The following is a 13,794-nucleotide window of genomic DNA, read 5'->3' on the forward strand; positions in this document are numbered from 1 at the left end:
AGCTCCCATGGGGGCCCCTGGATTTGATTTGCGGGCGGCGGAAGTGAATCCCGCCGCCCTTCGGCGCAAAAGCGCCGTCCCGCCTGGGGCGGGTCCCCTGGGCAAGCCCGGCCTAATCCGGTACTTAACCCAGTCTGGCCTCCAGCTCGGCCTTCTTGTCCTCGTAACCGGGCTTGCCCAGGAGGGCGTACATATTGTTTTTGTAGGCCTCCACGCCGGGCTGGTTGAAGGGGTTGATCTCCATCAGATAGCCGGTGAGGCCGCAGACATACTCGAAGAAGTAGATCAGCGCGCCTACGCTCTTGGCGCAGCGGCCGGGAGCGGTGACCATCAGGTTGGGCACGCCGCCGTCCACGTGGGCCAGCAGGGTGCCCCGCATGGCCTGCTCAGCCACAAAGGACAGCTCCTTGCCGGCCAGGAAGTTCAGCCCGTCGACGTTGTCCGGGTCGTGGGGAATGACGATGGGGTCGCTGTTGCTGTTCTGGAAGCGCACTACGGTTTCCAGCATGATGCGCTCGCCCTGCTGGATATACTGGCCCATGGAATGCAGGTCAGCGGTAAACTCCACGCTGGCAGGGAACAGGCCCTTGCCGTCCTTGCCCTCGCTCTCGCCGAAGAGCTGCTTCCACCACTCGCCGAAGAACCGGAAGGAGGGCTCATAGCCCACCAGGATCTCCACCTTCTTGCCGGCGGTATACAGGGCATGGCGGGCGGCGGCCAGCTGCCAGGCGGGGTTGGCCTCGCCGGGGACGGCCAGCGCCTCCATTTCCTCCCGGGCGCCCTCCATCAGGGCCACGATATCCACTCCGGCGCAGGCAATGGGCAGCAGGCCCACGGCGGTGAGGACAGAGTAGCGGCCGCCGATGGCGTCGGGTACCACAAACTCCTCGTAGCCCTCGGCGTCGGCCAGGCCCTTCAGGGCCCCCTTCTTGGCGTCGGTGGTGGCGTAGATGCGCTTGCGGGCCTCCTCCTTGCCGTACTTCTCCTCCAGCAGGTTCTTAAAGATACGGAAGGCCACGGCGGGCTCGGTGGTGGTGCCCGACTTGGAGATCACATTGATGGACCAGTCCTTGTCCTGGATCAGGTCCATTACCTCCCGCATGCCGTCGGTGGACAGGCCGTTACCGGCGAAGTAGACAGCGGGGCCGTCCTTGTGGGTCAGATTGAAGTTGGGGGAGTTGACCAGCTCTACCACCGCCCGGGCCCCCAGGTAAGAGCCGCCGATGCCGATGACCACCAGGGCCTGGGAGTCCTTGCGGATGCGCTCCGCCGCCGCCTGGATGCGGGCGAACTCCTCCTTGTCGTAGTCCCGGGGCAGGTGGACCCAGCCGGTAAAATCACCGCCCGCGCCGCTGCCGGTCTCCAGCTTCTGACGGGCGCTCTCCAGAGCGTCCAGACGGCTGGACAGCCAGTCCTCGGAGACAAAGGAACGGGCGTTGGAGGTATCGAGTTGGATCATCATAATGGCGTCACTCCTTAGTAAATGATCTGCCGGCCAGACCGCTGGGGCCGGGCGGCTCCAGATACGCTTATGAGGATATCATACACCGAGCCGCCGGTTTTGCAAAGGGGAAAAGGGAAATTTCCCCCTAATGACTGGAAGAAAATTCACCCGGCGGGGCGCACCGAAACGGTGTTGTCGTTAAGGGTGGTGGCCTCCCCCAAATCGCTGAGCCGGGGATGGGTAAGAGTATTGACGGTGCCCTGGCCGGGGCTCACGCCCTCAGCCACCACCGTGCCCAGGGCCACCGCCTTGTCCAGGGCCACGGCGCATACCACCTCCCCAAGGTCGTTGGCGCACACCGCCCGGTCCCCGTGGGCCAGACCCAGGGCGTCGGCATCGGCGGCATTCATGCGGAACACCGGCAGGCTGGGGGCGGCCAGCTCCTGAAAGGAGGAGTTGAGGGAGGCAATAGCCGGGGCGCATACCAGCCGGAAGGGCTCCGGGCCTCCGTGCGGCGGGTACCAGGTGATGGGGGAAGGATCGGCCAGGTGGACCTTGCCGTCCGCAGTCCCGATGGGCAGGGGGAAGGGGGCCTCCAGCACCACCGGCTCCCCGGCCAGCACCCGGGCCTTCTCCTCTGGGGTGAGGGCGGCGCTTTTCTCCACCAGCTCCCGGCACAGGTCCTCCGGCGTCCGGGAGAAGTGGGGGTCGTCCAGACCCAGAGCACGGGCCAGCAGGGAGAACACCTCCCAGTTGCTTTTCACCTCCCCAGGCGGGGCCACCACCGGGTCTACGTACTGGATCTGCCGGTAGCCGTAGGCGGTGTACAGGTCGGCGGTCTCCACCATGTAGGGGGCGGGGAGCACCAGGTCGGCGTAGCGGGCGGTGTCGGTCAAGTACCGCTCGTGGACGATGGTGAACAGGTCTTCCCGGGCCAGCCCACGGAGGATGGCCCCCTGGTCGGAGGTCACCGCCGCCGGGTTGGCGTGGTAGACATACAGGCTGTGGATGGGTACCTTGACGTCTTCCCCCGCCAGGGCGGGGCCCAGCCGGTTGATGTTCACCTGCTGGGTGCTTCCCGCCAGGTGGGGCAGCTTCACCAGGGATTTATCCACCAGGCTGGGGGAGGAGCACACTCCGTAGGTGCCGCCCCCCCGCTTGGCCCAGGCCCCCACCGCGGCGGGGAGGGCGGCGATGGCCCGGGTGGCCTCCCCCCCGTTGCCCGAGCGGGAGAAGCCGCTGCCCAGCACGATGGCCGGGGCCTTGGCCCTGCCGTAGGCCCGGGCCAGGGAGCGCACCGCCTCGGGTGCCAGGCCGGTGAGAGCCTGGGTGGCCTCCGGGGTCCAGCGGCCCAGAGTGGCCTTCAGTGTTTCCCAGCCAGTGGCGTGGGCGGCCAGCCAGTCCTCGTCAGTGAGGCCCTCCGCCGCCAGCACCTGGAGGATGGACAGGGCCAGAGCCCCGTCGGAGCCGGGCCGGACCAGGATGGTCCCGTCCGCCAGGGAGGCGGAGGGGTTCTCGTATACGTCGATGAGCAGGATTTTTGTCCCTTTCTCCCTGGCCTGACGTAAAATAGGCCCCAGGTGGGCCCGGGTGGCGGGGATGTTGGCCGACCACAGCAGGATCAGGTCGCTGTGGAGCAGGTCCCAGGGGGCCAGGTCGCAGGAATCCCCCATCACCGTCTGCCACCCGGCGGATTTGCCCGAGCTGCACAGGGTGCGCACCAGCCGGCTGGCTCCCAGGGCGTGGAAGAAGCCCTCCCCGCAGTTGCGGTGGACCGCCCCCATGGTGCCGGCATAGGAGTAGGGCAGGATGGTCTCCGCCCCGTATTGGGCTATCAGAGCCTTCCAGCGGGTCAAAATTTCCTCCACCGCCTCTGCCCAGGAGATGGGGGCAAACTGGCCGGCCCCCTTGGGGCCGGTGCGGCGGAGGGGCGTGAGGATGCGGTCGGGGCCGTGGATGGCCTGGGGCAGCTTGCGCATTTTGCCGCACACCCAGCCGTTGGTGTAGGGGTTGGCGGGGTCGCCGGTGATGGCGGTGACGGTGTTCCCATCGGTTTCCACCAGCAGGGAGCAGCCCTCGGGACAGTCGTAGGGACAGGCGGAGCGGGTGACAGACATTATATGGAAGCCTCCTTTGGAAAAAAGGCCGCCCCCGGCGGCCTTTTTTTGCGTGTGATATATTTGCAGTGGGGTGCGCACGGCGCAAAACCTTCCCCCTACAGGGGGGAAGGTGCCCCGGAGGGGCGGATGAGGGGGCGTACCGTCAGTTTTTCAGGCTCTGCATAGGGGCGGGAATCCGGCCGCCCCGGGCTACGAAGGCGTCGCTCTTCTCCGGGTGGACGGGCATGACGGGGGCGGAGCCCAGCAGACCGCCAAACTCCACCGTGTCCCCCACCACCTTGCCGGGGGCGGGGATGATACGCACGGCGGTGGTCTTGGAGTTGACCATGCCGATGGCGGCCTCGTCGGCGATGATGGCGGAGATGGTGGCGGCGGAGGTGTCCCCGGGGACGGCGATCATGTCCAGGCCCACGGAGCACACGCAGGTCATGGCCTCCAGTTTGTCCAGGTGGAGGGTGCCGGAGCGGGCGGCGGCGATCATGCCCTCGTCCTCACTGACGGGGATAAAGGCGCCGGACAGGCCGCCCACGTGGGAGGAGGCCATGACGCCCCCCTTCTTCACCGCGTCGTTGAGCAGGGCCAGGGCGGCGGTGGTGCCGTGGGTGCCGCAGGTCTCCAGGCCCATCTCCTCCAGGATACGGGCCACGGAGTCCCCCACGGCGGGGGTGGGGGCCAGGGACAAATCCACGATGCCGAAGGGCACCCCCAGGCGGCGGCTGGCCTCCTGGGCCACCAGCTGGCCCATGCGGGTCACCCGGAAGGCGGTCTTTTTGATGGTCTCGGCCACCACGTCAAAGGGCTGGCCCTTCACGTCCTGGAGGGCGTGGTACACCACGCCGGGGCCGGAGACCCCCACGTTGATGACGCAGTCCCCCTCGCCGGGGCCATGGAAGGCGCCGGCCATGAAGGGGTTGTCCTCCACGGCGTTGCAGAACACCACCAGCTTGGCGCAACCGAAGCCACCCTGGTCGGCGGTGAGAGCGGCGGTCTCCTTGATGATGCGGCCCATGGCCCCCACGGCGTCCATGTTGATGCCCGCCCGGGTAGAGCCCACGTTCACCGAGGAACACACCAGCTCAGTGCGGGCCAGGGCCTCGGGGATGGAGTGGATGAGCTTCCGGTCGGCCTTGGTGGTGCCCTTCTGCACCAGGGCGGAAAAGCCGCCGATGAAGTTGACCCCGGTGGTCTTGGCGGCGTTGTCCAAGGCCACGGCAAAGGGTACGTAGGTTTCCGCGTTGGAGGCCCCGGCCACCAGGGCGATGGGGGTCACCGAGATGCGCTTGTTGACGATGGGGATGCCGAACTCCCGCTCAATGGCCTCACCGGTGGCCACCAGGCGCTCCGCCCGGCGGCAGATCTTGTCATAGATCTTCCGGCAGGCCACTCCGGCGTCGGCGTCGGCGCAGTCCAGCAGGGAGATGCCCATGGTGATGGTGCGCACGTCCAGATGCTGCTGGTCGATCATGTGGATGGTATCAAAGATTTCAGTGGTATTGATCATGTCCGCTTACCCTCAAATTCTGTGCATTGCATTAAAGATGTCTTCCCGCTGGGCCCGGATGGACAGGTCCCGTTCCTCCCCCTCCTGGGCCAGCAGGGCGGCCAGGTCGGCAAAGGGCAGGTCACACTCGGCGGTGTCCACCAGCATGACCATGGTGAAGTAGTCCTGCAGGATGGTCTGGCTGATGTCCAGGATGTTGACGTTGTGCTGGGCCAGCAGGGTGCACACAGTGGACATGATGCCCACCCGGTCCTTGCCCAGGACGGTGACGATGGCTCTCATAATGTAGACTCCTTTTTCATATTCTGTATTTGTAATTTAAGTATTAGTAAAAGTAGGTATTGGGTATGGTCATGGTCCAGAAAGGATTCAGGGAATGGCCACAATAAAATTTTTCATAGGAAATATCAAACTGAGCCAGAAAACTGACCAGCTTGCCGGTGGTAACGCCGTTGCGGTATTGGAGCTGGCTGCTCCAGGTATTATCCACCGACATCCAGCGGTGGTCCACATAAATTTCATTCCAGGCATGGCCACTAAGCTCAAAAGGAAACTGGTTGGTGACCGTCAGAACGGGAATGTCCGCCGCCACCATCATGGCCCAGGTAAGCGCCGCATAGCCCTCGCATACCCCCCGGCGGTTGCGGAGCACCGACAGGGCGTCCTGGGGATCATTGGCCCGGCCCTCATAGGTATCTTGGTCGTAGGCGATGTGGTTGACGATCCAGAAGCAGATGGCCTGGGCCTTGTCGTAGTCGGAAGTGAGGCCGGTGATAATGGACTGGGTCAGATCGGCGATCTCCGCCGGCACCTCCCGACCAACCACTTTGCTTACGGCTTCATCTTTGGCCTGGTCGTCCATCATGACCAGCAGAGAATACAGCAGGATTTCGTTCTCACCCACGCTGTCCGCCACCCTGCCATTCAGGGCCGCCGGGGTGAGGCGGACGTTATACCGGGCCAGGAGGCTGGTGGACAGGCCGTATTCCACGCACAGCTTATCCCCCAGGGAGTTGGCGCCGCCGTCCACGGGAATGGACAGGGCCCGGTACAGCAGAGCGCAGGCCAGCTCCCGGGTAAAGGGGGCGTTATACAGGGCGGCAAACAGAGTGTTGTCCACATTTTGCAGGCCCTGGGGATTCAGAGCACGCCCCCGGTCCACCAGGTTCCGCATATCGCCAATGGCGGTGGACCAGGAGAAGTCGGTGTTTTCCTTCAGGTCGGTGAGCCGCAGCAGCATGGTGCACAGCTGCTGGCCGTCGCACAGCCGGCTGGGGCCGAACAGGGAGCCGTCGTCCACTCCGGCCACCATGCCCAGCTGGTAGCCCAGGTTCACATAGCCCTTGGCCCAGTCGGGTACGTCGGGGAAGGAACAGGGCTGGGAAGCGGCGGCCCGGGCCTCCTCCTCCATGCCCAGCAGGCGGATCAGCAGGGTGATGGCCTCCGCCCGGGTGAGCTGCCGGTCCCATTGCATTCCGGAGCCGTCCCCCTGGAATACCTCCATGTCAGTCATCAGCCCTTTGGGGCGATCAGCGTTTTCCCCGGTATAGATATAAGTGATAGCTTCATCATCGAAGCGATAGATAAAGGCAATATCCTGCTCGACATAGGGGGCGTACAGGTTTAGCCCGTTGGCTGCCAGCAGGGGGCAGTTTTCATAGATCCGGGCTGAGACCCGGGTCTCAGTATCGTAGTAGGAAATGGCCGTCAGCAGGGGGCAGTTTGCCACGATCACCTGATCCAGTTCCTCGATGGTAATGGGCAGGGCGATCTCCTCCACCTGGAGGCCCGTCATGGCGTAGGGCCCGATGGCCCGTACCGTCACCCCGTCGATGGTCTGGGGAATGTCCAGCAGAGGGGCGTTTTTGGTGACGGTGACCTTGCGGATAGTGCCGGTGGCCGGGTCAAAGTCGTAGCTGGCCTGGGCCAGTACGTCCGGGTCGGTGCCGTCGTCCGGCTCCAGGCCCAGGCTGTCGTCCGAGGCGATGATAGCCCGGACCATCAGGTCCAGGGCGTCGGCAAACTGGTCGTCGGTGTACTCGTTCCGGGCGGCTTTAATCATCAGATCGTCCAGCATGGGCTGGAACATCACGCTCTGGGTCACCCGGTCGTCCACCGGGTACTGCTTGCCGTTCCAGCTTACCTGAAAGGCGGCCAGACTGGTGGTGCACAGCAGGGCGCAGCTCAGCACACCGGCGGCCAGCCGCCGGAAGATAGACGCTTTCATCTCTTCTGTCCTCTCTTTCCCGTTACGTTTGGGGTTCGTGTTCCCCGCCGCCCTGCAATTCATCCAGGGTCAGGGTGAAGGCGGGGAGGAAGTGCTCCATGAAGTAGTCCAGCTCCGGCAGGTGGTAGCCCTCCAGGGCCTCCCGGGTCTGCCGGGCGGCCTGGCGGAACTCGGCGTTGCCCGCCTTCAGCTCCTCCAGGCACTTGATGTAGGCCGACAGCTTGTCCGCCCCCTTCACCAGGGCCCGCAGCTCCGGGTCGTAGTCCTCCCGCAGCAGGGGGTCGAAGGCGGGGCGCAGCTCCTCCGGCAGCATGGCCACCAGCTTTTGGGCGGAGAAATCCTCCACCTTTTTGTAGGCCTCCCGGATGTCCGGGTCGTAGTACTTGATGGGGGTGGGCAAATCGCCGGTGAGGATCTCCGGGGCGTCGTGGTACAGGGCGGCGGCGGCGGCCAGGCCGGGGTCGGCCTCCTTGCCGAACACGTCCCGCCGGATCACCGCCAGGGCGTGGGCCAGCACCGCTACCATATGGGAGTGCTCCTGGATGTTTTCCTGGACCGTGTTGCGCATGAGGCCCCACCGCTGGATATACCGCATCCGGGAGAGATAGGCAAAAAAGGGGTGCTGTGTCACAAAAGGACCTCCCTTCCGAAGTAAGTTATTTTATCACGGCTTGCCACCTATTGTAAACCTCTGCCCGGCGAAAAAAGAAGCGGCGCCGACGGCGCCGCTGAGAAGATTCCCACATGGCGGAAGGAAATGTGGAAAAATCGGTGCAAATCGTGGAAAACCTTATTGTACGTCCATTTGGCGGAATTAATATCCGTTGACCACCGCGTCCAGCACCTGGGCGGCCACCGAGCCGGCCACGTCGGCCCCTGAGCCGCCGTTCTCCACCAGCACCACGAAGGCGTAGGGGGCGTCCTCGTTGCGGAGGAAACCGGCGAACCAGGCGTGGGGGGCCTCGCCGCCCCCCACCTCGGCGGTGCCGCTCTTGGCGCAGATGTCCATATTGGGGAACCGACCGGACCCGTAGGCGTCGATGACGTTGCGGGACATGATATCCGCCAGGGTGGCGGCGGTAGAGGCCTCGATGAGGGTACCCGTTTTACTGGTGAGCTGGGGCAGGGAGGGTAGACCCAGGGGGGTCTCGGTTTTCAGGATGAGCCGGGGTACGGCGGTTTTACCGCCCTGGGCCACCGCCCCCATGTATACCATGATGGCGCAGGGGTTGGCCAGGTCGTTGTACTGGCCCACGCCGGCCCAGCCCAGCTGTCCGCCTTCAGCGGAGAAGTCAAAGCTGCCGGCGGCGGATTTCAGGCCGCTTATCGAGTAATTGGAGGTGAGTCCCGCCTTTTCGGTGTAGGCCTCCAGGGTATCGCCGCCCAGCTCCACCGCCAGCTGAGCGAACACTCCGTTGCAGGAGGAGGCCAGGGCGTCATAAATATCCATCTCCCCATGGGCGTAGGGGCAGGTAATGGTCTCCCCCTCCACCACGGTGGAGCCGGTACAGGTCCAGTGGCGGTCAAAGAGGTCGGGAATGTGTTCAATGGCGGCGGTGAGGGTCACTGTTTTGAACACCGAGCCCGGGGGGAAGGTGCCCGAGAGGAACCGGTTCAGGTAGACCCCTTCATAGGCCGGGTCGTTGTCCGGATCCTCCGGCGGGTCCAGGGGGTCGTAGGTGGGGGAGGATACCATGCACAGGATCTCTCCCGTCTGGTAATTGTATACCCCCACCGCCCCCTTCTTGCCTCCTAGGGCCTGGTAGGCAATGTAGTTGTACCGGGCGTCGATGGTGAGATAGAGGTCGTTGCCGTTGCCCAGAGGGGAGTAGGCCCCGGTGAACAGGTTGTATCCCGTCAGCTGGCTGGCAAAGGCGGTGAGGGCGCCGGTGCCGATCTTGCCCTCGGCGTCCCCCACGGCGTGGAGGGTGGCCTTGCGGACGGTGGCGTTTTCATAATAGTGCCGGGCTCCGTCCTCGTCGGCCCAGGTGAGCACGTCCCCGTCCCGGTCCAGCACCCGGCCGATGGCCAGCTGGCCCTGGCTGTTGTACAGGTGGCGGTTGGCGGCGAAGGAGGCCCACCGGCTGCCGTAGAGCACATAGCGGATCACATAAAAGCCCAGCCCCAGCACCAGGGCTCCCGCCAGGATCAGACAGAGGAGGGCTCGTTTTTCAATTTTCTTCATAGCCGTCCTCCCATTCGTCGGGGTGCTTCATGGCCAGCTGGGCGCTCTGCCGGTCCTCTTTCCGGGAGGGCAATCGGATGGCAAAGCTGGCGTTTTGCCGGGTGTCGGTGGCCTTCAGATAGGCCAATAGCCCCCAGGAGGCCATCATGGCGGTGCCGCCGTTGGACACAAAGGGGAAGGTGACGCCGGTGAGGGGCAGGATATCCACCGCCCCGAACACGTTGAGGCAGGTCTGGAACACCATCATGGAGGTGGCGGCGCAGGCGGCGATGATATAGAAGGTGGACCGGCCCGCCCGGCTGGCCCGGACGGCGAACACCGCCAGGGTGACGATGGACAGCACCGCCAGAATGGCGATGATGAGCCCCCATTCCTCACACAGCATGCCGAACACCAGGTCGGTGTCGGCGGCGGCCACATTGTGGAGCCAGCCCTCTCCCGGGCCAACGCCCACCAGGCCGCCGGAGGCGGCGGCCGACATGGTGCGGGTCTGCTGGTAGCCGCTGCCCACCGAGGAATTCTGCCAGGCGTGGCCCCAGGAGGCGAACCGGTTGAGGATATAGGGCTTCACCGACAGCATGGTGAGCACAGCGAACACCCCGCCGCCGCAGATGAGGGCCAGGGTGGTCCAGTCCCCCGAGCGGAGGTAGGCGATAACCAGGAAGGTGATAAAGAAGATGGCGGCGGTGCCAAAGTCGCTCATCAGGGCCAGGCAGCCCAGGCACACGCCGGTAAGCACAATGAACAGCCCCAGGTTCCGCTTGTGGAACAGCCGCTCCAGGGTGGCGGCGCCGGCAAAGATATAGCAGATTTTAGCGATCTCCGAGGGCTGCACCGACACCCCGGCGATGGTAAGCCAGTTGGCCGCGCCGTATTTGGTGCTGGTAACTCCTGCCAGGGCCAGCAGCAGAGTGAGACCCAGCAGGCCGATGGCCGCCCCCGCCATGAGCCAGCGGATCTTCTGCACCCGGTCCAGCTGCCGCAGGAAGAGCCCCAGCACCAGAAAGAGGATCAATCCCAGCACCACGCACAAAAACTGCTTGAACAGGGCGGCCGTGTTGGAGGAGCAGGTGATGGCCAGAGACAGGGTGGACAGGAAGAAGGCGATGGTTTCCATCTCAAAGCCCACCCGGCGGGTGGCCCGCAGCACCAGGAAGTAGAGCCACATCATGCCGCACAGGCACAGGAAGGTGAAGGGGATCATGGGAGAGGCCTCCGGCCCCTCGCTGATGACCAGCTGGAGGGCGGTAAGTCCCTGGAAGATGGTGAGCAGCACCAGTCCCAGCCAGGGCGACACAGGACGGGATTGGCGGCGACTTTGCCGCCGCCTGGCCTTTTCCTCGGGGGACAGGGGGAGGAGCACCGTCTCCACGCCTCCCAGAGCTACCACATCCCCGTATTTCACCGGGGCGGCCCCCTCCACCGCCTTGCCGTTGACGGTGACGCCTCCCTTGGAGTCCAGGTCATAGGCCAGCCAGCTGTCGTCCTCCTGGCGGATGAGGGCGGCGTGCTGCCGGGAGACCACGGGATAGTTGAGCACCACGTCACAGCTGTTTCCCCGGCCCAGAATGTTCTCCCAGTGGGTCAGGGGCTGGTTGGCTCCGTTGGGCAGGGTGAGGTAGGCCCACACCTCGGGCAGGCAGGGCACCGTCAGCAGGGAGCGGATGGTGCGGATGAGGATGAGCAGGGCCAGCACCGGGAACACAAAGCGCACGATGGAGGTATACCAGGCGCACAAAAGCTGATGTTCCGCCAGCCAGCCGGTGAGCAGCGCCATCATGTCCGCCCACCTCCTTTCCAGTTTGACAATCGGGCGGGGTGCGCCCCGCTTTTCTCCCAGTATAACACATCTTCTCTTTATGAAAAAGACGAAGAGGAAGATGGAATGTGGTTTTAAGGAATTCTTCACAACTTCCACAAGGTTTTCCCCACCTGCCAGCCACAAATGTGGAAAAACCCCATGCCTCCGGCATCCGCCGAAGGCATGGGGCAGGGGATCAATGGGGCTGGTTTTCCTCCAGAGCCTGCCTGCGGCGGGCCAAAATCCGGGGGAATCGCCACAGGAACAGGCAGCCGGTAGTGAGGGCGGCCAGGATATCCGCCACCGGCTCGGCCAGGAAGATGGCAAATACCCGGTCGGAGAAGAAGAGGGGCAGCAGATAGATCAGGGGGATCAGCAGGATGATCTTCCGCAGCATGGCCAGGAAAAGGGAGATCTTGGCCTGTCCCAGGGCCACAAAGGTCTGCTGGCAGCCGGTCTGTATCCCCATCATGAACATGCCGGCGGCATAAATCCGCAGAGAGCGGACGGCAATGGCCATCAGCTCCGGCTTATCGTTGAACAGCGCCACAAAGGCTTCGGGGAAAAGCTCCAGAACGGCCCAGACAGCACAGCTGAAGGTGAGGGTGGAGATCAGCAGCAGCTTGAAGGCCTGCTTTACCCGGTCCAAATGGCCCGCGCCGTAGTTGAATCCGATGATGGGCTGGGCGCCCTGGGCCAATCCCTGGAGCAGCAGGAAAAATACCTGCATCACCGAGGAGCAGATGGTCATGGCTCCCACGGCAGGGTCTCCGCCGGCGGCCTTCAGGGAGGTATTAAAAGCAATATTCACCAGGCTTTCAGTGGACTGCATAATGAAGGGAGATACCCCCAGAGCCAACACGGGGGCCAATACCTTCCAGCTGACGCGGAAATACCGCCGCTGGAGCCGCAGTTTGGTGCGCCTGCCGGTGAGGAACCGGAGCACCCATATTGCCGAAACTCCCTGGGCGATGATGGTGGCCAGGGCCGCCCCCCGCACCCCCATGTGCAGACCAAAGATGAAAATGGGGTCCAGGATGATGTTGACGGCGGCCCCGATGAGCACCGTGGCCATGGAGATGGTGGAAAAGCCCTGGGAGGTGATGAAAAAGTTGAGGCCCAGGGAGATCTCCACAAAAATGGTGCCGCAGAGGTAGATGGTCAGATAGTCGCTGGCGTAGCCGATGGTGTTGTCGGTGGCGCCGAAGAGGTAGAGCATGGGCTCCTTTACCGCCAGAAAGCCAGCGGTGGCCAGCACCGACAGGAGGATCAGCAGAGCGGTGCAGCTGCCCAGAATGGCGTTGGCCTGGTCCTCCTTGCCCTCCCCCATGCGCACCACCGCCCGGGAGCCGCCTCCCATGCCTACCAGGGCGGAGATGGCGGAGACGAACATGAGCACCGGGAAGCACACCCCCAGGCCGGTGAGGGCCAGATCCCCCACCCCTTCGATATGGCCAATGTACATCCGGTCCACGATATTGTACAGAGCGTTGACCAACTGGGCCATCACCGCCGGCAGAGCCAGCCGCAGCAGCAGTCTGCCCATAGGGTCCCGGCCCAGATCATTTTCCCGCTTCGCCACTGTTATTGCGCCTCGTCTTTCTCTAAGAAATAGGTGGCCTCCATATCGGCTACGCTGAGGGCGAAGGCGAGGGGGTACTGCTGGAGAGCCTGGCCCACCAGCCGCTTGTCCTCCTCCCCGGAAAAGCCCATATGCCAGCGGATGGCCATGGCCTCCTCCCGGGTGAGCCGCAGAAAGCCGGAGAGGATGTACACGCTTTTTTCCCCGTGGCCATAGGGCAGGCTGTCCTCATAGTAAAAGGTGGGCACCGCCTTCCACTTGCCGTCGGGGCCCTTCACATTGCGGGTACCCCCCTTGTAGCAGCCGATCTTGCACACGTCGTGGAGGAGAGCCACCAGAGCCACGGTCTCGGCGGAATAATCCAGACCGTACAGCTCTTTGACCCGCTCCCGCTCCAGATAGGCCTCCAGACAGCGGTACACGTTCACGCTGTGCTCGCACAGCCCCCCGGCATAGGAGCCGTGGAACCGGGCGGAGGCGGGGGCGGTAAAAAAGTCGCTTTTGTGCTCCAGATAGTCCAGCAGGGCGGCGGCTCCCTCCCGGTGGATATTTTCCCGGAAGAGCTGGAGGAAGGTTTCCTTGCAGTCCATGGCGGCACTCCTTCTTTTTTAGCTAGGTTAATTGTTAGTATAGCACAGCCCGCCGCAAAAAGCCACCCCGGGTCCCTCCGCCCTATCCCAGCATAGGATGGACGGAACAGGAGGTGCCCTATGGAGTGGCTTTCCATGCTGGCGGCGGCGGGCTTGTTTGCCGCCGCCTGTAATATTGATACGGTGATCCTGGCCATGGGCTGGGCGGTGCGGGGGGTGCGGCCCGCCTTCGGTCATACTCTGGTCATTGCCGGACTCACCACCTTTATCACCTGGCTGTCCCTGGCCCTGGGCCGGGGGGCGGCGGCCCGGATGGGGGCCGCCTTCGCCGGAGCCCTGGGGGG

General features: G+C 64.1%; 10 protein-coding genes and 1 pseudogene. 1 reads left to right on the top strand and 10 read right to left on the bottom strand.

Translation table 11 applies throughout. The features are described from left to right. Positions 1–124: 124 nt before the first annotated feature. The 10 genes from H6B51_RS13740 to H6B51_RS13785 all read right to left on the bottom strand — a co-directional run bounded on the left by H6B51_RS13740 (position 125) and on the right by H6B51_RS13785 (position 13,450). Positions 125–1,459: a glucose-6-phosphate isomerase gene (locus H6B51_RS13740; RefSeq protein ID WP_204884227.1), complete on the bottom strand. Its 1,335-nt coding sequence runs from the start codon at positions 1,457–1,459 to the stop codon at positions 125–127. Between the two features lie 149 nt (positions 1,460–1,608). Next, positions 1,609–3,561, bottom strand: coding sequence for a molybdopterin-dependent oxidoreductase (locus tag H6B51_RS13745; protein ID WP_204884221.1), 1,953 nt, complete (start codon positions 3,559–3,561; stop codon positions 1,609–1,611). Between the two features lie 145 nt (positions 3,562–3,706). After that, positions 3,707–5,065: a PFL family protein gene (locus H6B51_RS13750; protein ID WP_207753938.1), complete on the bottom strand. Its 1,359-nt coding sequence runs from the start codon at positions 5,063–5,065 to the stop codon at positions 3,707–3,709. 12 nt (positions 5,066–5,077) lie between these two features. Next, a complete protein-coding gene (locus H6B51_RS13755; protein ID WP_204884222.1) occupies positions 5,078–5,347 on the bottom strand; it encodes an ACT domain-containing protein in 270 nt (89 codons plus the stop codon). A gap of 43 nt (positions 5,348–5,390) precedes the next feature. Further along, the gene (locus tag H6B51_RS13760; protein ID WP_204884223.1) at positions 5,391–7,292 is read right to left on the bottom strand and encodes a transglutaminase domain-containing protein; all 1,902 of its coding nucleotides are present in this window, start codon (positions 7,290–7,292) and stop codon (positions 5,391–5,393) included. Positions 7,293–7,314: 22 nt separating this feature from the next. Further along, positions 7,315–7,923, bottom strand: coding sequence for a 5'-deoxynucleotidase (yfbR, locus tag H6B51_RS13765; RefSeq protein ID WP_335342168.1), 609 nt, complete (start codon positions 7,921–7,923; stop codon positions 7,315–7,317). Positions 7,924–8,106: 183 nt separating this feature from the next. After that, positions 8,107–9,477: a penicillin-binding transpeptidase domain-containing protein gene (locus H6B51_RS13770; protein WP_204884224.1), complete on the bottom strand. Its 1,371-nt coding sequence runs from the start codon at positions 9,475–9,477 to the stop codon at positions 8,107–8,109. After that, positions 9,464–11,257, bottom strand: coding sequence for an FtsW/RodA/SpoVE family cell cycle protein (locus tag H6B51_RS13775; RefSeq protein ID WP_335342169.1), 1,794 nt, complete (start codon positions 11,255–11,257; stop codon positions 9,464–9,466). The genes H6B51_RS13770 and H6B51_RS13775 overlap by 14 nt, the downstream gene beginning before the upstream one ends. A 217-nt stretch (positions 11,258–11,474) precedes the next feature. Then, complete coding sequence (locus H6B51_RS13780; protein WP_204884225.1) at positions 11,475–12,860, bottom strand: MATE family efflux transporter; 1,386 nt, start codon at positions 12,858–12,860, stop codon at positions 11,475–11,477. A gap of 2 nt (positions 12,861–12,862) precedes the next feature. After that, positions 12,863–13,450 carry an HD domain-containing protein gene (locus H6B51_RS13785; protein ID WP_204884226.1) on the bottom strand — a complete coding sequence of 196 codons (588 nt, stop codon included), beginning with the start codon at positions 13,448–13,450 and terminating at the stop codon, positions 12,863–12,865. 120 nt (positions 13,451–13,570) lie between these two features. On the opposite strand from H6B51_RS13785, the pseudogene H6B51_RS13790 reads away from it, so the two are divergent. Further along, positions 13,571–13,794 (top strand): annotated as a pseudogene (locus tag H6B51_RS13790) (sporulation protein); the annotation flags it as partial.

The sequence above is a fragment of the Pseudoflavonifractor phocaeensis genome (assembly GCF_016901955.1).
Taxonomy (GTDB): Bacteria; Bacillota; Clostridia; order Oscillospirales; family Oscillospiraceae; genus Flavonifractor; species Flavonifractor phocaeensis_A.